A 20372-nucleotide genomic window follows, 5' to 3' on the forward strand; every position below is an offset into this window, starting at 1 on the left:
CCGTTCGCTTGACGCAAACTCTGCCAATGGGTTGCATACGTTGTGTGATCGTGCACCCCGCTTCACCTTCCTGTTCACTTGCATCCGTCAGGACAACGCCGCGAGCAGGGGGCGCCACACCGTGGACCCGGTGATCATCGTCGGAGCGGGGCCCGTCGGGCTCACGCTCGCCCTGGCGCTGGCCCGTCAGGAGGTGCCGTCCGTCGTCCTGGACGAGGGACCCGGCAAGGACGAAGTCCGCCCCGCCCGCACCGCCGTGCTGCGCGAGGACACGGCCGCCCTGGTGGAGCGGCTCACCGGTGTCGCGCCCGGCGGCCTCGGCCTGAGATGGACCGGGTGGCGGTCGGTGCGGCGCAGGCAGGTGATGAGCGAGGTCGCCTTCGACGAGCTCACTCCCGCGCCCGTGCACCTGGCGCAGCACGTCCTCACCGGCGCCCTGCGCGCGGCCGTCGCGGCCGAGCCGCTGGTGGAGGTCGCCGTGGACAGCCGGCTGGACTCGATGGAGCAGGAGCGTTCCGGCGTCACGGCGCACACCCGCGGCCCCCAGGGCACCTGGTGGCGCGGCAGCTACCTGGTGGGCTGCGACGGCCCCCGTTCGAGCGTGCGCAAGCTGCAGGACATCCGCTTCCCGGGGCGTACGGCGGTGGAGCGGCACGCGGTCGCCACCCTGCGCGCGGAACTTCCGTGGCCCGGCCAGGCGTTGCTCCATCGGATGCCGCCGTGGCGGCAGTCCGGGCCCTCGGCCGCGGAGGTGACCGCCCGCCCCCTGCCGGACGGCGCCTGGCGCCTGGACTGGCTGCTGCCCCCGGGCAAGGAACTGGTCACGCCCGAGATCCTCGTCGCCCGGATCCGCGAGACCCTCGCGGGCTGGACGGACGGCACCACACCGCCGTACGACCTGCTCGACACCGGGGTCCACACGGTGCACCACCGGCTCGCCCGGCGGTGGCGCGTGGGCCGGGTCCTGCTCGCCGGGGACGCGGCCCACCTGCTCGGCGCGCTCGGCTCCCAAGGGCTCGACGAGGGGCTCCGGGACGCCGACAACCTGGCCTGGAAGCTGGCTCCCGCCTGGCACCACGGTCATCACGAGGCGCTGCTGGACAGCTATCAGGCCGAGCGGCGCGCGGTCGTCGCCGCCCGGCTGCGCGCCGCGGACCAGGCGCTGCCGGTACTCCGCGGCGGAGGCGGGCTGCGCCACATGGTCCCGGGTGCGGCCCGGGGTCACGACGCGCTGCTGACGGACGGTCACCTGGGTCGCGGTCCGCTGGGCGCGCCGGGGGCGTACGCCGACTCGCCTCTCGCGCCCCGGCATCTGCAGGGGGAGATCGCGGTCGACACCCCGGCCGGCGCGCCGGTCAGCGACGTCCGGGTCACCGCGGAGGACGGCACCTTCGTACGGCTGCGGGACCGGCTGGGCCGCGGCGCGCTGCTCGTCGTGCTGATCGCGCCGGGCACGGGCGTGTGGGACCGCAAGCACTGGGTGTCCGCCGGGGTGATGCCGCGGCTCGCGGCCGCCGTGACCGCGCTGCCGCACCCGGCCGAGCTGCTGGTGGCCGAGGAGTACCCGGGCGCGCCGGCGCACAGCGTGCTGCTGGTGCGGCCCGACGGCCACCTGGTCACCGCACTGAGCGGGGTCCGCCCGGCCGACCTGTACGCGGCGGCGGAGGCGACGCTGGGCGGCGCCGTGAAGGAGGAGGCGGAGGCCGGCTCCGGCGCCCGCTGAGCGTGAGCCCCGTCACCCTCCGTCCACATGGTGACGGTGAGTTGACCGGAGTACAGCAGCGTGCTGTACTCCGGATCGTGACCGACACCTGTGTGCGCCTGTGGCGGAGGGTCCACATGGACCTCGTCCGCTATGCGGGCTGCGTGTGTCGCCCGTCCTGCTGAATTCGCTCCCCCCCTTTCCCCCGCGGGGCTCTTCTCCTCTCCCCGTGTCGTGTCCGGGCGCCGTCGTGCGCCCGTCGGGCGAACCTTCTCCAGGACGGTGCACGTGTCTGTCTCCCCTTCCCTGTCCCCTGCCGCCGCGGGCGCCGCCGGCTCGGCGCCGACGCAGGCGGACCTCCTCGACTTCGTGCGGCGGACGGCCGCCGACACCGAGCTGATCGCCTCGCTCCCGCTCGACCCGGAGGGCCGCACCTGGGTGCGGCTCGACGGCCCCGGGGGCAGCGAGGCATGGCTGATCGGCTGGCCGCCGGGCACCGGCACCGGCTGGCACGACCACGCCGACTCGGTCGGCGCCTTCCTCACGGCCGCGGGTGAACTCACCGAGTACTCGCTGGCCGCGCGGCTGCCCACCGACGGCTGGAAGACCCTGGAACTCACCGACGGTGTGGACCGCGATCGCCGGCTGTCCGCCGGCCAGGGCCGCACCTTCGGCCACCACCATGTGCACGAGGTGCTCAACGAGTCCCCCGACCGGCATGCGGTCTCGGTCCACGCCTACTACCCGCCCCTGCCGCGGATCCGCCGTTACAGTCGCACGGGCCAGGTACTGCGCCTGGAGCAGGTCGAGCGCCCGGAGGACTGGCAGTGAGCGGCGGAACGGCACGGCAGCCCGGCATCGACGAAGTGCTGGAGCGGGTGCGCGCGGGCTACGGGCGCATCGAGGCGCGGGAGGCCTACGAGGCGGCGCGGGACGGCGAGGCCCTGCTGGTCGACATCCGGTACGCGGCCCTGCGCGAGCGGGACGGGCTGATCCCCGGCGCCCTGGTCGTCGAGCGCAACGAGCTGGAGTGGCGCCTGGACCCCCAGGGCAGCCACCGCCTGCCCGAGGCCACCTCGCACGACCTGCGCGTCGTCGTGATCTGCAACGAGGGCTACGCCTCCAGCCTGGCGGCCGCCTCCCTGCATCAGCTGGGCCTGCACCGCGCGACGGACCTGGTGGGCGGCTTCCAGGCCTGGCGGGAGGCGGGACTGCCGGTGGAGCCGTAGCGCGCGGTGACGTCGGCCCTCGACGGTCAGAACCCTTCGCCCTCAAGGAACTCCGTGTCCTCGCCCTCTTCCTCCAGGGCCCGGCGGACGACGCGGAGGGCCAGGCCCTCGGGGTAGCCCTTGCGGGCGAGCATGCCGGCGAGGCGCCGGAGCCGCTTGTCGCGGTCGAGGCCGCGGGTGGCGTGCAGTTTGCGGGCGACGAGCTCGCGGGCCGTCGCCTCCTCCTGCTCGGAGTCCAGCTGGGCGACCGCCTCGTCGATCAGCGTGGAGTCGACGCCCTTGGTGCGCAGTTCCCGGGCGAGGGCGCGGCGGGCGAGCCCCCGGCCGTGGTGCCGGGACTCCACCCAGGCGTCCGCGAAGGCGCCGTCGTCGATGAGCCCGACCTCCTCGAACCGCGTGAGCACCTCCTCGGCCACGTCCTCGGGGATCTCCCGCTTGCGCAGGGCGTCCGCGAGCTGCTTGCGGGTGCGCGGGGTCCCGGTGAGCAGGCGCAGGCAGATCGACCGCGCCCGCTCGGCCGGGTCCCCCGAAGACTCCCCCCGCTCGGCCCTCGACGAGGAAGGGACGCCTTCGTCCGCACCGGGCGGTTCCCCGAAACCGCCCCGCCGACGGCCACGGCCACGACCGCGGCCACGGCTTCGTCCAGGACCGCCTCCGGCAAGCTCGGCGGCGGGATCCGCACCACCGCTTCCGTAGCCGCCGCCGTACCCGTCGTACCCCTCGTGCTCGCCGTGAGCGTCGTCACCGGCCGTGGCGCGGCCCGGGTCGCCTGCGGCACCCCTCCCCCGTGGGGTACCGGGGGCGGCGTACTCGTCCTCGGCCCAGTCGGTTCGCCGTGTCACGGGTCAGCTCTTGGCTGCGGCGGCCTTGGGCTTGGTGGCCTTGGCGGCCGCCGCGGCGGGTGCCGCCTTGGCGTCGTCGGCCGCGGTGGCCACCGCCGCCGCGTCCGTGCCGGGCTCGGCCGCGGGCTCCTCCGGGCGGACGCCCACGCCCAGCTTCTCCTTGATCTTCTTCTCGATCTCGTTGGCCAGGTCGGGGTTGTCCTTGAGGAAGTTGCGGGCGTTCTCCTTGCCCTGGCCGAGCTGGTCCCCCTCGTACGTGTACCAGGCGCCGGCCTTGCGCACGAAGCCGTGCTCCACGCCCATGTCGATCAGGCCGCCCTCGCGGCTGATGCCCTGGCCGTAGAGGATGTCGAACTCGGCCTGCTTGAAGGGCGGCGCGACCTTGTTCTTGACGACCTTGCAGCGGGTGCGGTTGCCGACCGCCTCGGTGCCGTCCTTCAGGGTCTCGATGCGGCGGATGTCGATGCGCACCGAGGCGTAGAACTTCAGCGCGCGGCCACCGGTCGTGGTCTCCGGGGAGCCGAACATCACGCCGATCTTCTCGCGGAGCTGGTTGATGAAGATCGCGGTGGTCTTGGACTGGTTGAGCGCGCTGGTGATCTTCCGCAGGGCCTGGCTCATCAGGCGGGCCTGCAGACCGACGTGGCTGTCGCCCATCTCGCCCTCGATCTCCGCGCGCGGGACGAGCGCGGCGACGGAGTCGATGACGATGAGGTCGAGAGCGCCGGAGCGGACCAGCATGTCCACGATCTCCAGCGCCTGCTCGCCGTTGTCCGGCTGGGACAGGATCAGGTTGTCGATGTCGACGCCGAGCTTGCGCGCGTACTCGGGGTCCAGGGCGTGCTCCGCGTCCACGAACGCGACCTGGCCGCCGGCCTTCTGCGCGTTCGCCACCGCGTGCAGGGTCAGGGTGGTCTTGCCGGACGACTCCGGGCCGTAGATCTCCACGACACGGCCGCGCGGCAGGCCACCGACGCCGAGGGCGACGTCGAGCGCGGTCGACCCGGTCGGGATGACCTCGATGGGCTCCCTCGACCGCTCGCCCATGCGCATGACCGCGCCCTTGCCGAATTGCCGTTCAATCTGTGCGAGCGCGGCGTCGAGCGCCTTCTCGCGGTCGGTTCCTGCCATGGGTTCCACCCGGTTTGCTTGAGTCGATCGCTTCACGTCAAAGACGCTAACGCCTGCCACTGACAATGCGCCCCGACGCAGGCTCGGCCTGTGGACAACCAGGGAACCCATCGCCGCAAAACGGGACGAAAATCCCCGCCGCAAGCCTTGCCTGAGGCTTCATAAGAATGGATGTTCGATTTTCGTGTCAAGCGAGCCACCCGAGCCGCCCGGGGCCGGGGGAAGCTTCGAGGCGCTCAGGGACCCCACAGCCGCCGTACGCGGGCGAGCACCCCGGGGCCGCCCTGGTTCCGCGGGCGGTGGCCGTGCACGCGGGGATCGTCCGTGACGGCGTACCGCTTCACGTAGGCCCCGAGGAAGGCCTGCAGCGTGGCGACGGCCGGAATGGCGATCAGCGCCCCGACCGCGCCCAGCAGCGCGGTGCCCGCGATCACCGAGCCGAAGGCGACGGCCGGGTGGATGTCGACGGTCTTGGAGGTCAGCTTGGGCTGCAGCATGTAGTTCTCGAACTGCTGGTAGACCACGACGAAGACCAGCACCCACAGCGCGTACCAGGGGTCCACGGTGAACGCGATCAGCATCGGCAGGGCGCCCGCGAGATAGGTGCCGATGGTCGGGATGAACTGCGACACGAGCCCCACCCAGACGCCGAGCACCGGCGCGTACGGCACGTCCAGCGCCTGCAGCAGGACGTAGTGCGCGACCCCGGAGATCAGCGCCATCAGGCCGCGCGAGTAGAGGTAGCCGCCCGTCTTGTCGACCGCGATCTCCCAGGCGCGCAGCACCTCGGCCTGGCGCGCGGGCGGCAACACGGAGCACAGGGCGCGGCGCAGCCGGGGGCCGTCGGCGGCGAAGTAGAACGAGAACAGCATGATCGTCAGCAGCTGGAAGAGACCGCCGAGCACCTGGGCGGAGACGTCGAGCACGCCGGCCGCGCTGTTCTGCGCGTACTTGCGCAGCCAGTCGGAGTGCAGCAGGCCCTCCTGCACGTCCACGCGTCTGAGCTGCGTGTGGAAGGTCTGGTTGATCCAGTTGATGACCGAGTCCAGGTAACCCGGGAAACCCTCGACCATCGTGATGATCTGGCCGGCCAGCATCGAGCCGAGCAGAGTGACGAAGCCCGCGCCGACGACGGCCAGACCGAGGAAGACGAGGAAGGTGGCGAGTCCCCTGCGCATGCCGTGAGCGGACATCCAGCTCACCGCCGGTTCGATGGCGAGGGCCAGGAAGAACGCGATCAATATGTTGATCAACAGCCCGGTGAGCTGGTGGAAGGCCCAGCTCCCCAGCTGGAAGGCGGCGATGAGCGCGAGGGCGAGCACCATGGCGCGCGGCAGCCAGCGCGGCATGCGGCCGCCCCGCACGGCACCGTCGGCCGGGGGCCGGGGAGGCGGCGTCGTAGCGGTCGGGGGTACTGCGTGCCGGACGGCCGGCTCGGTGTCGTCAGTGGGTGCCACGCGCCCAGTCTCGCCCACGCCGGCGGCGGGCCGCTGCCCTCCCGGGTTCGGCGCGCCCGGTCAGCGCCTCTCCCCGGGCACGTTCATCACCGCGCAGACCACCCGCCACACGTCCTTGGCCTCCCAGCCCGCGTCCAGCGCCTCGTTCACCGTGCGCCCGCCCAGCTCCGCCATGACGTGGTCGCGCGCGAAGGTGTCGGCGTACCCCGGACCGAAGTGCTCCGCCATCCGCTGCCAGAAGACCGTCAACCGCATGACTCCAGTATCCCGCCCCTGGGGGTGGAGCCTGCCGGGGACCGCCTGCCGAGACCGCTTTCCGTCCTACGGTCTGCCCCATGGCCGAAACAGGAGATTCCCCACGCCCCTCCACGCCCCCGGCGCGCTCCCCGCTCTTCCGCGCCGAACAGTTCGTGTGGCTCACCGCGCGCGTGCTGGAACAGCGGCTCTTCGCGTACCACTTCCTGAACGGCGCCGCCGCTCCGGTGGAGACGGCGCTGGACGCCTACCGCAACGAGGACGGCGGGTACGGCCACGCGCTCGAGCCCGACCTGCGCGGCCCCGTGAGCCAGCCCCTGCACACCGCTCACGCGCTGCGCGTGCTGGACGAGGTCGGGTGCTGCGGCGGCCAGCGGGTGGAGCGGGTGTGCCGCTACCTGACCTCCGTCTCCACCGCGGACGGCGCCCTGCCCGCGATCCATCCCAGCCAGCGCGGGTACCCGGCGGCGCCGTTCGTCCCGGTCGTGGACGACCCGCCCAGCGACCTGCTCGCCACCGGGCCCGTGGTGGGCCTGCTCCACGGCAACGAGGTGTGGCACGCCTGGCTGTTCCGGGCCACCGACTTCTGCTGGCAGGCGGTGGAGTCCCTGGAGGACTCGCATCCCTATGAGGTGGAGGCGGCCGTGGCGTTCCTGGACTTCGTTCCCGACCGCCCGCGCGCGGAGGCCGCCGCCGACCGCCTCGGCCGCCTGGTGCGCGGGCAGCGGCTCGCGGCCCTGGACCCCGGGCGCCTGGCCGACCGGCCGGTCCCGTCCGGCTACGCACCGGGCGAGCACCACTTCCCGCACGACTTCGCCAGGAGCCCGCAGTCGCTCGCGCGCGCGTGGTTCACCGACGAGGAGATGGCGCGCTCCCTGGACCACCTCGCCGCCGAGCAGCAGGAGGACGGCGGCTGGCCCGTCCGGTGGCGCCGGTGGGCGCAGGCTCCCGTGCTGGAGGCGCGTCCGGTGGTGACGATCGAGGCTCTGCGCACGCTGCGGGCGTACGGCCGCTTCGTGGGCTGAGCCGGGCGGAGGCCGGCGCGGGCCGTCCGGGCCCGGCCCGGCTCACCCGCCGATCGCCCGCACTCCCGCGGTCACGACCACGGCGGCCGCGACGACCAGCAGGAAGGGTGCGCGCAGGACCAGCGCGACGGCGGCGGCGCCGAGCCCCGCGGCCCTGGCGTCCAGCACGAGCGCGTGCCCGTCGGAGAACGTCTGCTGGGCCGTGAGCGCGGCGAGCAGGGCGACCGGCAGCAGCGCGGCGAGCCGGCGGACCGCCGGCCGCTCCAGGGCACCGGCCGGTACGAGCAGTCCGGCGAGCTTGACGGCGTAGCAGCCGAGGATGGTCAGGCCGATCGCGAGCCAGGTGTTCACCGTGCCTCCTCCGTTCCGTCCGGTGCCCCGCGCCGGGTGCGGCCGCCGCGACGGCCCTCGGCGACCAGTGCGACCGGCGCCGCCAGCGCCGCCGCCAGGACCGGGACGCCGGCCGGCAGGACGGGCAGCAGACCCAGGCCCAGCAGGACGGCGAGGCCCGCGACGGCCCGCTCGGTGGCGGTCCTCAGCATGGGGGCGAGCAGGGCCAGGAACACGGCGGGTCCCGCCGCGTCCAGGCCCCAGGCGTCGGTGTCGCCGAGAGCCTTGGCGCCGAGAGCGCCGAGCAGCGTGGTGAGGTTCCACAGCAGGTAGAGGCTCAGCCCGGTGACGGTGAAGCCGATGCGTGCGGCCCGCCGGGTCGGCTGGGCCAGGGTCACCGCCGTGGTCTCGTCGATCACCCACTGGGCGGCGAACGGCCGCACCGCGCGCGGGAGGGCCAGCAGCTGCGACAGGCGCAGTCCGTAGAACGCGTTGCGCACGCCCAGGAAGAAGGCCCCGGCCGCGGCCGTGAACGGATTGCCGCCGGCCGCCAGTGCGCCCACGAGGGCGAACTGCGAGGCTCCGGTGAACACCAGGAGGCTGAGCGCGCAGGTCTGCAGGAGCCCGAGTCCGCTGCCGGCCGAGGTCACCCCGAAGGCGACCCCGGAAAGCCCTACGGCGACCCCGACGCCCAGGGCGTCCCGCACGACCGCCGCGTCCTGCTTCTGCGGGGCCGCGGCGGCCGCCTCCGCGAGTACTGTCTGTCGTTCTGCCACGCCTTGGACGGTACGTGCGGACGTCAGTCCGGGTCTTGTACGTTCTTGCGCTCGCGCTGGTAGGCGCCCGGGGGCACGCCGACGATGCGGCTGAAGTGCCGGTTGAGGTGGGGCTGGTCGGTGAAGCCGACGGCGACGGCCGCCTCGGCGGGAGCGGTGCCCGCGTCGAGCAGGAGCCGTGCGCGGCGCACCCGGGCGTCGGTCAGCCAGGTGTGCGGGGGCATGCCGTAGGCGTCGCGGAACGCCCGCAGCAGGGCGAACGGGCTGGTCCCGAGGTCGGCCGCCAGGCGCTCCAGGGACGGCGGCGCGGCCATCCGCTCCTCCAGCACGGCACGCGCGCGTGCGGCGGTCCGGGCCCCGGCCGTCCGGGGCCGCCGCTGCGGCAGGGAGCCGCCGTTCAGCCGCAGCAGCCGGGTGACGGCGACCCGCAGCAGGGTGTCGGCGGCCAGCGCGTTGCCCTCGTCGGCGGCCCGGAGCACCCGGTGGACCAGGCGGACGGTGTACGGGTCGTCGAGGACGGGGCTGACGAAGCCGGGCGTGCCGCGGAGGGTGGTCGTCTCGGCGGCGATCCCGGCCACCACCCCGGGCGAGGGGTAGACCGCGCCGTACCGCCAGCCCTCGGGCACCCCGGCCCGGCCCGTGTGCGGGGTGTCCGGGTTGACCAGCGCGAGCGCCCCCGCGCCGGCGGACACGTCGGAGCCCCGGTGGTGGAACACCTCGACGCCGTCGGCGATGGCCGCGATCACGAAGTTCTCGTGGGTGTGCCGCACGAACGTCTTGCGGACGTACCGGGCACGCAGCAGGTCGACCCCGGGCAGCTCCTCGTACCGCCAGTGCCGCGCCCGCTCCGCCGAACCCACCATGCCTCCATTGTCCGCCCGCGCTCCGCCCCCTCGGGTCCGCCTGGGCACGGACGGCCCCCGGCCCCCGGCCGTCCCTGCCCGCGCCACGCTCGCCGCTCCCCCGTTGCGCTTCGCCGCCGGCCCCGCGCCACCTCTCCCGGGACCGCCCGCATCGCGCGCCGCCAGGAGGCGGCCCACCGGCATCGCGCCTCCGCCCGCCCCGTTCCACCGAGCCCGGCCCCGGCCGATGCCCCGGCCCCGTACCTCCGAGTCCCCCCGGTCCCGTCGCCCCTCCGGCCCGGTATCACCCCACACCTCCCCCTTCGCCCAGGTCAGCGTGATTGTCAGTGGGCGGGTGCAGGATGGACGCATGGTCGGTTCCGCGCATCGGGCCCTCGAGGGCTTCTCACCCGCCACCCGTGGCTGGTTCGCGGGGGCGTTCTCCGCGCCCACCGCGGCCCAGGCGGGGGCGTGGCGGGCCATCGGCGAGGGGTCGGACGTGCTGGTGGTGGCCCCGACCGGCTCGGGCAAGACGCTGGCCGCGTTCCTCGCCGCGCTGGACCAGCTGGCCTCGACGCCTCCGCCGGCCGACCCGAGGAAGCGCTGCCGGGTGCTCTACGTGTCGCCCTTGAAGGCCCTCGCGGTCGACGTGGAGCGCAACCTGCGCAGCCCGCTGACCGGTATCCGCCAGGAGTCCGTGCGGCTGGGGCTGCCCGAGCCGGAGGTGAAGGTCGGCATCCGCTCCGGCGACACCCCCGCCGCCGAGCGGCGCGCCCTGTCCACGCGCCCGCCGGACATCCTGATCACCACCCCCGAGTCGCTGTTCCTGATGCTGACGTCGGCCACCCGCGACGCGCTGACGGGGATCGAGACGGTGATCCTGGACGAGGTGCACGCGGTCGCGGGCACCAAGCGCGGCGCGCACCTCGCCCTCTCCCTGGAGCGGCTGGACGAACTGCTGCCGCGCCCCGCACGCCGCATCGGCCTGTCGGCGACCGTGCGCCCGGTGGACGAGGTGGCCCGGTACCTCTCGCCGCGCCGCAAGGTGGAGATCGTCCAGCCGGAGTCCGGCAAGGAGTTCGACCTGTCCGTGGTCGTCCCGGTCGAGGACATGGGCGAGCTGGGCGGCTCCCCGGCGGCCGACGGCGACGAGGGAGCGGAGCGGCCGTCCATCTGGCCGCACGTGGAGGAGCGCATCGCCGACCTGGTGCAGGCCCACCGGTCCACGATCGTGTTCGCCAACTCCCGGCGCCTCGCCGAGCGGCTGTGCAACCGGCTCAACGAGATCGCCTACGAGCGGGCGACCGGCGAGACGCTGGACGAGCACCACGCCCCGGCCCAGCTCATGGGCGGCTCGGGCGCGGCCCAGGGAGCGCCCCAGGTGATCGCCCGCGCGCACCACGGCTCGGTGTCCAAGGAGCAGCGCGCCCTGGTGGAGGAGGACCTGAAGGCGGGCCGGCTGCCCGCCGTGGTCGCCACCTCCAGCCTGGAGCTGGGCATCGACATGGGCGCCGTCGACCTCGTCGTCCAGGTCGAGTCCCCGCCGTCGGTCGCCTCCGGACTGCAGCGCGTCGGCCGCGCGGGCCACCAGGTGGGCGCCGTCTCCACCGGTGTGGTGTTCCCGAAGTACCGCGGCGACCTGGTCCAGGCGGCCGTGGTCACCGAGCGGATGCGCTCCGGCGCCATCGAGTCCCTGAGGGTCCCCGCGAACCCCCTGGACGTGCTCGCGCAGCAGCTCGTCGCCATGACGGCGCTGGACGCCTGGCAGTTCGACGACCTGCTCGCCCTGGTGCGCCGCGCGGCCCCCTTCGCCTCGCTCCCCGAGTCGGCCTTCACGGCGACCCTCGACATGCTCGCGGGACGCTACCCCTCGGACGCGTTCGCCGAGCTGCGCCCACGCGTGGTGTGGGACCGCGTGACCGGCACGATCACCGGCCGGCCCGGCGCCCAGCGCCTCGCGGTGACCTCCGGCGGCACGATTCCCGACCGCGGCCTCTTCGGCGTCTTCCTGGCCGGCTCCGACCCCAAGAAGGGCGGCGGCCGGGTCGGCGAGCTGGACGAGGAGATGGTGTACGAGTCCCGGGTGGGGGACGTCTTCACGCTGGGCACGAGCTCCTGGCGCATCGAGGACATCACGCGCGACCGGGTCCTGGTCTCCCCCGCGCCCGGTGTGCCGGGCCGGCTGCCGTTCTGGAAGGGCGACCAGCTGGGCCGCCCCCTGGAACTGGGCCGCGCGGTGGGCGCGTTCCTGCGCGAGGTGGGCGCCCTGGCCGAGGAGGACGCCCGGCTGCGCCTGCTCGCGGCGGGCCTGGACGCCTGGGCGGTCGACAACGTCCTGTCCTATCTGCACGAGCAGCGCGAGGCGTGCGGTCACGTCCCGGACGACCGCACGATCGTCGTCGAGCGCTTCCGCGACGAGCTGGGCGACTGGCGGGTCGTGGTGCACTCCCCGTTCGGCGCGCAGGTGCACGCCCCCTGGGCCCTCGCCCTCGGCGCGCGCCTGTCCGAGCGGTACGGCATGGACGCCCAGGTCATGCACGCCGACGACGGCATCGTGCTGCGCCTGCCCGACGCCGACCTGATGGGCCTGGACCTGCTCGACCAGGAACCAGCGAAGGCCGGCACCGAGTACGACAGCGAGCAGGCGCCGGTCGGCGCGGCGGACGTCGCCTTCGACAAGGGCGAGGTCGACCAGATCGTCACCGACCAGGTCGGCAGCTCCGCCCTGTTCGCCTCACGGTTCCGCGAGTGCGCCGCCCGCGCGCTGCTGCTGCCGCGGCGCAACCCCGGCAAGCGCACCCCGCTCTGGCAGCAGCGCCAGCGGGCGGCCCAGCTGCTGCAGGTGGCCAGTGAGTTCGGCTCGTTCCCGATCGTGCTGGAGGCCATCCGCGAGTGCCTCCAGGACGTCTTCGACGTCCCCGGCCTCGTGGAGCTGATGGGCGACATCGAGTCCCGCAAGGTGCGCCTGGTCGAGGTCACGACCCCGGAGCCCTCCCCCTTCGCCCGCTCGCTGCTGTTCGGGTACGTCGCCCAGTTCCTGTACGAGGGCGACTCCCCGCTCGCCGAGCGCCGTGCCGCCGCCCTGTCCCTGGACTCCCGGCTGCTGGCCGAGCTGCTCGGGCAGGCGGAGCTGCGCGAGCTGCTCGACGCCGAGGTGCTGACCGAGCTGGAGCGCGAGCTGCAGTGGCTGGCGGAGGACCGCCGGGTCAAGGACGTGGAGGGCGTGGCCGACGTCCTGCGGCTGCTCGGCCCGCTGACCGACGCCGAGCTGGCCGAGCGGGGCGCCGACCCGCAGTGGGCGCCGGAGCTGGCGGCGGCCCGCCGGGCCATCCGGGTCCGCATCGCCGGTGCCGAGCACTGGGCGGCCGTCGAGGACGCGGGCCGGCTGCGCGACGCCCTGGGCACGGCACTGCCCGTGGGCGTCCCGGAGGCCTTCACCGAGCCGGTCAAGGATCCGCTCGGTGACCTCCTCGCGCGCTACGCCCGCACGCACGGCCCCTTCACGTCGGCCACCGCGGCGGCCCGCTTCGGCCTGGGTGCGGCGGTCACCGAGGGCGCCCTGCACCGGCTGGCCGCGAGCGGCCGGGTCGTCCAGGGCGAGTTCCATCCGGCGGGCATCGGCCAGGAGTGGTGCGACGCGGCCGTGCTGCGCCGGCTGCGCCGCCGCTCCCTGGCCGCGCTGCGGCACGAGCTGGAGCCCGTGCCGCCCGCCGCCCTCGCCCAGTTCCTGCCGCAGTGGCAGCACATCGGCAAGGGCCACGGGCTGCGCGGCATCGACGGACTGGTGCGCGCCGTCGAGCAGTTGCAGGGCGCGTCCGTGCCCGCCTCCGCGCTCGAGAAGCTGGTCCTGCCCTCCCGGGTGGCCGGGTACACGCCGTCGATGCTCGACGAACTCACCGCCGCGGGGGAGGTGGTGTGGGCGGGGGCGGGCGCCCTGCCCGGCAAGGACGGCTGGGTCTCGCTCTACCTGGCCGACGCCGCGCCCCTGCTCCTGCCGGCGCCGCACCCCCTGGAGCTGACCGCGCTCCACCAGTCCGTCCTGGACGCCCTCTCCGGGGGCTACGGCCTGTTCTTCCGGCAGATCGCCGACCGGGTCCGCGCCACCACCCACCCCGACGCCACCGATCCGCAACTGGCCGACGCCCTGTGGGACCTGGCCTGGTCGGGTCGGCTCACCAACGACACCCTCGCCCCGATGCGCTCCCTGCTGGGCTCGGGCCGTACGGCGGGCTCGACCGCCCACCGCGCCAAACGCGCCGTCCCACGCGGCCGTTACGGCTCCCTGACGGCTGCCGCCCGCACCGCCTCGCGCACCGGCCCGCCGACGGTGGCCGGCCGCTGGTCCGTGCTCCCCGCGCCCGAACCGGACGCCACCGTGCGCGCCCACGCACTGGCCCGCACCCTCCTGGACCGGCACGGAGTGGTCACCCGGGGAGCGGTGGCCGCGGAGGGGGTCGAGGGCGGCTTCTCGGCGGTCTACCGCGTGCTGTCGGCCTTCGAGGACAGCGGCCAGGCGCGGCGCGGCTACGTGGTCGAGGGCCTGGGCGCCGCCCAGTTCGCGATGGACGGCGCGGTCGACCGTCTCCGCGCGGTGTCCACCGCCCGCGAACGCGGCGAGAGCCTGTCCGCCCCCGGCCGGCCGAACGGCTTCGGCGACGGTGCCGCCTCCCCCTTCCCCGCCGGCGGCCACGCCACCCCGAGCGCCTCCGACCCCGCCGACGGCGGACTCACGCACCCGGGCGTCGACGGCGACTTCACCTGGCCACCGCGGAACAACCCCGCCGGGCCGGGCGACTTCGGCTGGTCGCCGGAGAACGCCCTCGGGCCCTCGGGCGACTTCGCCTGGACGCCGCGGGACCCCGCCCTGCCCGGCGAGCTCGCCTGGCCGCCCGAGAACCCCCGCCCCGCCCCGGGCGACCACGTCTCCCCGCGCGACCTCCGCCCGGCCGACCCGTTCGCCTCCCCGGGCTACGGCGGTCCGCGCGGCGGGCCCGCCGCCCCCTACGGCCCGCCGTCCAGCCGGAGCTTCGGCGACCGCCGTGGCGGCTCCTCCTCCCCCGACCCCCGCGCCGTGGTCCTCGCCGCGGCCGACCCCGCCAACGCCTACGGGGCGGCTCTCGGCTGGCCCGAGCCGCCGGCCGGAGCCGGGCACAAGCCGGGCCGCAAGGCGGGCTCGCTCGTCGTGCTGGTGGAGGGCGAGCTGACGCTGTACATGGAACGCGGCGGCAAGACGCTGCTGGCCTGGCCGTCCGACCCGGACGCGGCCGCCGCCGACGACCCACGTCTGCGCATGGCTGCCGAGGCCCTTGCCGGGGCGGCCAGGGCGGGCTCCCTCGGTACGGTCACGGTGGAGCGGGTCAACGGCGCGCAGGCGCTCACCTCGCCGGTGGGCACGCTGCTGGAGGGAGCCGGGTTCATCGCGACTCCGCGCGGCCTGCGTCTGAGAGCCTGACCCGGGTACCGCCGGCGCCGCGGGGCCCCCGCCGGCACGGCCCGCCACACGTCACCCCTTCGTGGCACCCTTGACGCATGCCCGAAGGTGACACGGTCTGGCAGGCCGCGAGACGGCTGCACGAGGCCCTCGCGGGCGAGGTGCTGACCCGAAGCGACTTCCGGGTGCCGAAGTACGCGACGGTCGACCTGACCGGGCGGGCGGTGCTGAGCACGACGCCCCGCGGCAAACACCTGCTCACCCGGATCGAGGGCGGTCTGACCCTGCACACCCATCTGCGGATGGAGGGCGCCTGGAAGGTGTTCGGCGCGGGCGAGCGCTGGCGGGGCGGCCCCGCCCACCAGATCCGCCTCATCCTGGGCACCGCCGACCGGACGGCCGTCGGGTACCGGCTGCCGGTCCTGGAGCTGCTGCGCACCGGCGAGGAGGAGCGGGCCGTCGGCCACCTCGGACCCGACCTGCTCGGGCCGGACTGGGACCCCGGGCGCGCCCTCGCCAACCTCCTCGAGGATCCCGCCCGCGAGCTCGGCGAGGCCCTGCTGGACCAGCGCAATCTCGCCGGCATCGGCAACGTGTACAAGAGCGAGCTGTGCTTCCTGCTCGGCGTCACCCCCTGGCTGCCGGCCGGCGCCCTGCCCGCGGACCGCGCCGCCCAGCTGGCGCCGCTCGCCAAGAAGCTGCTGGACGCCAACCGCGACCGCCCGGTCCGCAAGACGACGGCTCTGCCCAGGCCGGACCTGTTCGTGTACGGCCGCGCGTTCCGCCCCTGCCTGCGCTGCGGTACGCCGGTCCGGGTGGCCGACCAGGGCGACGGCTCCCAGGAGCGCCCCACCTACTGGTGCCCGGCCTGCCAGACCGGCCCCGCGCCGGCGCCGGGCACGGCGCAGCAGTGGCGGGAGCGCTACCCCCGCCGCCCGTCCGCTTCCTACTGACCGACAGCCTTTCCCCGTCCGGGAGTTGACGACAGGTCACTTTGGACCGGGGGCTGGACGTCGACAGGGAAGGCGCCGGCTCCGGACGCGTCGGCGTTCACGACGGGTCAGGTCCTGCGGCCGAACGGCGGCGGCGCCATGCCCTGGCAGCGTCCTCCGCCCGCCAGGCGGTGCCCCACCGCCCCGCCGCCACGGCTCCCGCCGCCCGGCCCTTGGGCACGCAGTGCACCGGCAGCACGCTGAGTCCCCACCCGCCGATCGCGACGGCCCCCTCGATCAGTCCCGGGTCCTCGCGCAGCGCGATCCGGAGCACGGCCCACCACCACACCCCTCCCAGTCCGAGAGCGGCCCCCCAGCGCACCGTCCGCCTCACCATGGCCGCCACCTCCAGCGGGACGCTAGAACGCCGTCTCACCCGCGCGGGAGGCGCACCGGAGGGCTCACGGATGCAGGCGCCGGGCCGTATCCGCACCGTTCACGCGTTCTCGGCCTGGAACATCCAGTGATGTTTCTCCAGGTCCGCGGTGATGCCGATGAAGAGGTCCTGGGAGACGGGGTCCGCCTCGCCGGTGGCCGACACACGGTCCCGCATCCGCGTGATCACCGCGCCCAGCGCGTCGACCATCGTGCGGACCGCGTCCGTGTCCTTGATCCAGCCGGCCGGGGTGGTGCCCATGCCGCTGCCGGAGGCCACGGTGGCGGCCCGCCCGTCGGGCGGCACACCGAGTGCCGAGGCCCGCTCGGCCACCGTGTCGGAGTGGGTGCGCGCGGAGCCGACGACCTCGTCGAGCTGCAGGTGGATGGACCGGAAGCGGGGCCCGACCACGTTCCAGTGGATCTGCTTGGCGGCCAGCGAGAGGTCCACCAGGTCCAGGAGGGCACCCTGCAGCGCCTCGGCCACGGTCTTCAGGGCGTCGTCGGGCAACGGGCTCTTCACGACGTACATCCGTTACCTCCGGTGGTTCGGCGCCGTCACGTCTCTCCACCATGACCGCCCCACCGGATACCGGCAAACGGACGCAGAACTTCCACCGGAAGGACGACGAAAGCCCCGTCCGGTTCCTCCAGGGCTTCCTGGAGGAACCGGCCGGGGCTTCACACGTCTCGGATCGCTCAGCCGCGCGCGTACGTCACGCGGCGACCACGTCCACGGCCTCGGCGGGTGCCTTGATGGTCACCCGTTCCGGTGGCACACCGGTCACCGACACGGAACCCAGCATCGGACGGACCGGCGTGGGCACGGGCTCGGTGGCACGGGCGGACTGGGCGAGTTCGGCGAGCGCCAGCTCGTCGCTCACTTCCCGCATGAGTTCCGACATCCGTACGTCCAGCGCGTCGCAGATGGCGGAGAGCAGCTCGGAGGAAGCCTCCTTCTGCCCCCGCTCCACCTCGGAGAGATAGCCGAGTGAGACTCGGGCGGACGAGGAGACTTCGCGCAGAGTACGGCCCTGGCGTTGGCGCTGCCGACGCAGCACGTCACCCAGCAGGCGACGGAGCAGAATCATCGGTGGCTCCCTCCTCGGACCGCGTAGCCGCATCCTTCTCGCCCCACCGTACCGCCTTGCGCCGCGGCCGTGCGGGGAGCGATGTCGTGTTCACTCAGGGCTGCAAACATCAAAACCCCCCGTTCCGTTCCGTATCCTGTGCCCGCTCATTCCCAGTCTGTTCGCCCGCAAGCTCCTTCAGAAGCAGTGCGAGTACGCTCCGTACACTCTCCATACGAATTTCCGCACGGCTGCCGTTCAACCGCAGGGCCTCCACTTTTCCGCCACCGGCAGAACCTGAGTGGGCGCCCGGCGGCCCGTCGACGGCGACGTACACCGTCCCGACGGGCCGGCCGTCCTGCGGGTCGGGGCCGGCGACTCCGGTCGTCGCGATGCCCCAGTCGGCTCCCAGCGCCGTGCGCACCCCGGCCGCCATCTGGGCCGCGACCTGCGGATCCACCGCCCCGTGCCGGGCCAGCAGGGCCGCGTCGACCGCCAGCAGCTGGTGCTTGAGCTCGGTGGCGTAGGCGGTGACCGAGCCCCGCAGGACCTTGGACGCCCCCGGGACGGCCGTGATCTCCGCCGCGACCAGGCCACCGGTGAGCGACTCGGCGACGGCGAGGGTCTGGCCCCTCACGGTCAGTAGTCGCACCAGTTCGGTGGCCGGGGAACTCACGATTCCGTCTCCTCCAACGCCGCCGCGCGCTCGGCGATTCCCCGGCGGCGCAGCACAATGGCCTGTCTCACATAGTCGAGGCCTGTAACGACGGTGAGGACGACCGCCACGGCCATCACCCAGAACCTCAGGGACGCCAGCCACCCCGTCAGTGCCAGGACGTACATCCCGACGGCGACGCCCTGGGTGAGCGTCTTGAGCTTGCCGCCCCGGCTGGCGGGGATCACGCCGTAGCGAATGACGAGAAAACGCAGCAGCGTGATGCCGAGTTCCCGGCCGAGGATCACGGCGGTCACCCACCACGGCAGGTCGCCCAGGCCGGACAGGCAGACGAGCGCCGCCCCCATGATCGCCTTGTCGGCGATGGGGTCGGCGATCTTCCCGAAGTCGGTGACCAGGTTGTAGGTGCGCGCCAGGTGCCCGTCGAACAGGTCGGTGATCATGGCGATGGCGAACGCCGCCCAGGCCAGCGAGCGCCAGGCCGGGTCGTAGCCGCCGTCCGCCAGCATCAGCGCGACGAAGCCGGGGACGAGGAACAGCCGGAGCATCGTCAGCAGATTGGCGACGTTCCACACGCTCGCCTGGTTGACGGCCGCGGCCGCGATCTTCCCGCCGCGCGCGGGCCTGGCCCCGTCCGCCGGGGCGGCGGAGCCGGGAGCGGGAGCAGAGCCGGAGACCTCGGACGCAACGCCGTCGGCAGCGGCGGCGGAACTCCGGGCGCCCTGCGCGCCGGAGGAGCCACCCGCGGCGGATGCCGGGACTCCGGTCATCTGCCCGCCTCCTCAACTCCCGCGAGCGAGCTCAGCGGCTCGGCCACCAGGTCGACACCCTCCGTACCGACCACCTTCGCCTCGACCATACGTCCGACGGTCAGGCCCTCGCCCGTCGTGAGCAGCACCTGGCCGTCGGTCTCCGGCGCCTGGTGCGCGGCACGGCCGTGGACGCCCTCCTCCTCGTCCACGGACTCCACGAGGACGCGCACGGTCTCCCCCACGCGCTCCTCCGCCCGCTGCGAGACGAGCTCCTCGGCCAGCCGGGACACCCGCGCCAGGCGCTCGGCGACGACGTCCTCGTCGAGCTTGCCGTCGTAGGTGGCCGCCTCGGTGCCCTCCTCGTCGGAGTAGCCGAAGACGCCGATGGCGTCCAGGCGGGCGCCGTTCAGGAAGCGCTCGAGCTCGGCCAGGTCGGCCTCGGTCTCGCCGGGGAAGCCGACGATGAAGTTGGAGCGCACACCGGCCTCGGGCGCCTTGCCGCGGATGGTGTCCAGCAGCTCCAGGAAGCGGTCGGTGTCGCCGAAGCGGCGCATGGCGCGCAGCACGGCGGGCGCGGAGTGCTGGAAGGACAGGTCGAAGTACGGCACGACCTTCGGGGTGGAGGTCAGCACGTCGATCAGGCCCGGGCGCATCTCGGCCGGCTGCAGGTAGCTGACGCGCACGCGCTCGATGCCGTCGACCTCGGCCAGCTCCGGCAGCAGGGACTCCAGCAGGCGGATGTCGCCGAGATCCTTGCCGTAGGAGGTGTTGTTCTCGGAGACCAGCATGATCTCCTTCACGCCCTGCTCGGCCAGCCAGCGCGTCTCGTTCAGCACGTCGCTGGGGCGGCGGGAGATGAAGGAGCCGCGGAAGGACGGGATGGCGCAGAAGGAGCAGCGCCGGTCGCAGCCGGAGGCGAGCTTCACCGAGGCGACCGGGGCGCCGCCCAGCCGGCGGCGCAGGGGCGCGCGGGGGCCGGAGGCGGGCGCGACTCCCTCGGGAAGGTCGGCGGGGGCGTGGCCGGGCAGCGCGACGGAGGCGGCCGACTCCTGCCGCTCGGCCGGGCTGATCGGCAGGAGCTTGCGGCGGTCGCGCGGGGTGTGGGAGGCGTGGATGCCGCCGGAGAGGATGGTCTGCAGGCGGTCGGAGATGTCCGTGTAGTCGTCGAAGCCGAGCACACCGTCGGCCTCGGGCAGCGCCTCGGCGAGCTCCTTGCCGTACCGCTCGGCCATGCAGCCCACCGCCACGACGGCCTGGGTTCTGCCCTGGCCCTTGAGGTCGTTGGCCTCCAGCAGGGCGTCGACGGAGTCCTTCTTGGCGGCCTCGACGAAGCCACAGGTGTTGACCACGGCGACGTCGGCGTCCGCGGCGTCCTCGACGAGCTGCCAGCCGTCCGCCTCCAAACGGCCTGCGAGCTCCTCCGAGTCCACCTCGTTGCGGGCGCAGCCAAGAGTGACGAGTGCGACGGTACGGCGTTCAGGCATGGG

Annotated in this window: 20 protein-coding genes; 7 read left to right on the forward strand and 13 right to left on the reverse strand. The window is 74.1% G+C overall.

All coding sequences use genetic code 11. From position 1 onward, the window contains the following. The first annotated feature begins 121 nt into the window (after positions 1–121). From AQJ66_RS30320 to AQJ66_RS30330, 4 genes are all read left to right on the forward strand, one after another. Complete coding sequence (locus tag AQJ66_RS30320; protein ID WP_061928304.1) at positions 122–1723, forward strand: FAD-dependent monooxygenase; 1602 nt, start codon at positions 122–124, stop codon at positions 1721–1723. Between the two features lie 92 nt (positions 1724–1815). Continuing rightward, entirely contained in the window at positions 1816–1887 is a 72-nt protein-coding gene (locus tag AQJ66_RS40885; protein WP_309544753.1) for a putative leader peptide, read from the forward strand. Positions 1888–1990: 103 nt separating this feature from the next. Continuing rightward, a complete protein-coding gene (locus AQJ66_RS30325) occupies positions 1991–2533 on the forward strand; it encodes a cupin domain-containing protein (RefSeq protein WP_061928305.1) in 543 nt (180 codons plus the stop codon). Next, a complete protein-coding gene (locus AQJ66_RS30330) occupies positions 2530–2931 on the forward strand; it encodes a rhodanese-like domain-containing protein (RefSeq protein ID WP_061928307.1) in 402 nt (133 codons plus the stop codon). Before AQJ66_RS30325 ends, AQJ66_RS30330 begins: the two co-directional genes overlap by 4 nt. 26 nt (positions 2932–2957) lie before the next feature. On the opposite strand, the gene recX is transcribed toward AQJ66_RS30330, so the two are convergent. The 4 genes from recX to AQJ66_RS30350 all read right to left on the reverse strand — a co-directional run bounded on the left by recX (position 2958) and on the right by AQJ66_RS30350 (position 6616). Continuing rightward, positions 2958–3773: a recombination regulator RecX gene (recX, locus tag AQJ66_RS37890; RefSeq protein ID WP_079060521.1), complete on the reverse strand. Its 816-nt coding sequence runs from the start codon at positions 3771–3773 to the stop codon at positions 2958–2960. Between the two features lie 3 nt (positions 3774–3776). Then, entirely contained in the window at positions 3777–4904 is a 1128-nt protein-coding gene (gene recA, locus AQJ66_RS30340) for a recombinase RecA (protein ID WP_061928309.1), read from the reverse strand. Between the two features lie 236 nt (positions 4905–5140). Continuing rightward, the gene (locus AQJ66_RS30345; RefSeq protein WP_079060522.1) at positions 5141–6361 is read right to left on the reverse strand and encodes an AI-2E family transporter; all 1221 of its coding nucleotides are present in this window, start codon (positions 6359–6361) and stop codon (positions 5141–5143) included. A gap of 60 nt (positions 6362–6421) precedes the next feature. After that, positions 6422–6616, reverse strand: a complete 195-nt coding sequence (locus AQJ66_RS30350) for a DUF3046 domain-containing protein (RefSeq protein WP_061928310.1) — start codon at positions 6614–6616, stop codon at positions 6422–6424. Positions 6617–6696: 80 nt separating this feature from the next. On the opposite strand from AQJ66_RS30350, the gene AQJ66_RS30355 reads away from it, so the two are divergent. Further along, a complete protein-coding gene (locus tag AQJ66_RS30355; RefSeq protein WP_079060523.1) occupies positions 6697–7641 on the forward strand; it encodes a hypothetical protein in 945 nt (314 codons plus the stop codon). Positions 7642–7683: 42 nt separating this feature from the next. Here AQJ66_RS30355 and AQJ66_RS30360 read toward each other — a convergent pair whose 3' ends face one another. From AQJ66_RS30360 to AQJ66_RS30370, 3 genes are read right to left on the reverse strand one after another with little or no spacing between them, the layout of a single operon-like run. After that, a complete protein-coding gene (locus tag AQJ66_RS30360) occupies positions 7684–7992 on the reverse strand; it encodes an AzlD domain-containing protein (RefSeq protein ID WP_061928313.1) in 309 nt (102 codons plus the stop codon). Continuing rightward, positions 7989–8747, reverse strand: coding sequence for an AzlC family ABC transporter permease (locus AQJ66_RS30365; RefSeq protein ID WP_061928315.1), 759 nt, complete (start codon positions 8745–8747; stop codon positions 7989–7991). Before AQJ66_RS30365 ends, AQJ66_RS30360 begins: the two co-directional genes overlap by 4 nt. 23 nt (positions 8748–8770) lie before the next feature. Beyond that, on the reverse strand, positions 8771–9610 hold the full coding sequence (locus tag AQJ66_RS30370) for an AraC family transcriptional regulator (RefSeq protein ID WP_061928317.1): 840 nt from the start codon (positions 9608–9610) through the stop codon (positions 8771–8773). 349 nt (positions 9611–9959) lie between these two features. On the opposite strand from AQJ66_RS30370, the gene AQJ66_RS30375 reads away from it, so the two are divergent. Together AQJ66_RS30375 and AQJ66_RS30380 are read left to right on the forward strand one after the other, a co-directional pair. Beyond that, positions 9960–15041, forward strand: coding sequence for an ATP-dependent helicase (locus AQJ66_RS30375; RefSeq protein WP_061928319.1), 5082 nt, complete (start codon positions 9960–9962; stop codon positions 15039–15041). A gap of 77 nt (positions 15042–15118) precedes the next feature. After that, positions 15119–15973, forward strand: coding sequence for an Fpg/Nei family DNA glycosylase (locus tag AQJ66_RS30380; RefSeq protein WP_061928321.1), 855 nt, complete (start codon positions 15119–15121; stop codon positions 15971–15973). A gap of 97 nt (positions 15974–16070) precedes the next feature. On the opposite strand, the gene AQJ66_RS30385 is transcribed toward AQJ66_RS30380, so the two are convergent. From AQJ66_RS30385 to rimO, 6 genes are all read right to left on the reverse strand, one after another. Next, the gene (locus tag AQJ66_RS30385; RefSeq protein ID WP_061928323.1) at positions 16071–16349 is read right to left on the reverse strand and encodes a hypothetical protein; all 279 of its coding nucleotides are present in this window, start codon (positions 16347–16349) and stop codon (positions 16071–16073) included. Between the two features lie 99 nt (positions 16350–16448). After that, positions 16449–16919 carry a Dps family protein gene (locus tag AQJ66_RS30390; RefSeq protein WP_061928325.1) on the reverse strand — a complete coding sequence of 157 codons (471 nt, stop codon included), beginning with the start codon at positions 16917–16919 and terminating at the stop codon, positions 16449–16451. A gap of 184 nt (positions 16920–17103) precedes the next feature. Continuing rightward, entirely contained in the window at positions 17104–17478 is a 375-nt protein-coding gene (locus AQJ66_RS30395) for a helix-turn-helix domain-containing protein (RefSeq protein WP_030655977.1), read from the reverse strand. A gap of 109 nt (positions 17479–17587) precedes the next feature. Beyond that, the gene (locus tag AQJ66_RS30400) at positions 17588–18133 is read right to left on the reverse strand and encodes a CinA family protein (RefSeq protein WP_061928326.1); all 546 of its coding nucleotides are present in this window, start codon (positions 18131–18133) and stop codon (positions 17588–17590) included. Beyond that, a complete protein-coding gene (gene pgsA / locus AQJ66_RS30405; RefSeq protein ID WP_061928328.1) occupies positions 18130–18903 on the reverse strand; it encodes a CDP-diacylglycerol--glycerol-3-phosphate 3-phosphatidyltransferase in 774 nt (257 codons plus the stop codon). Before pgsA ends, AQJ66_RS30400 begins: the two co-directional genes overlap by 4 nt. Next, positions 18900–20369, reverse strand: a complete 1470-nt coding sequence (gene rimO, locus AQJ66_RS30410; protein ID WP_079060524.1) for a 30S ribosomal protein S12 methylthiotransferase RimO — start codon at positions 20367–20369, stop codon at positions 18900–18902. The genes pgsA and rimO overlap by 4 nt, the downstream gene beginning before the upstream one ends. Positions 20370–20372: the final 3 nt, after the last annotated feature.

The organism is Streptomyces bungoensis, assembly GCF_001514215.1.
Taxonomy (GTDB): Bacteria; Actinomycetota; Actinomycetes; order Streptomycetales; family Streptomycetaceae; genus Streptomyces; species Streptomyces bungoensis.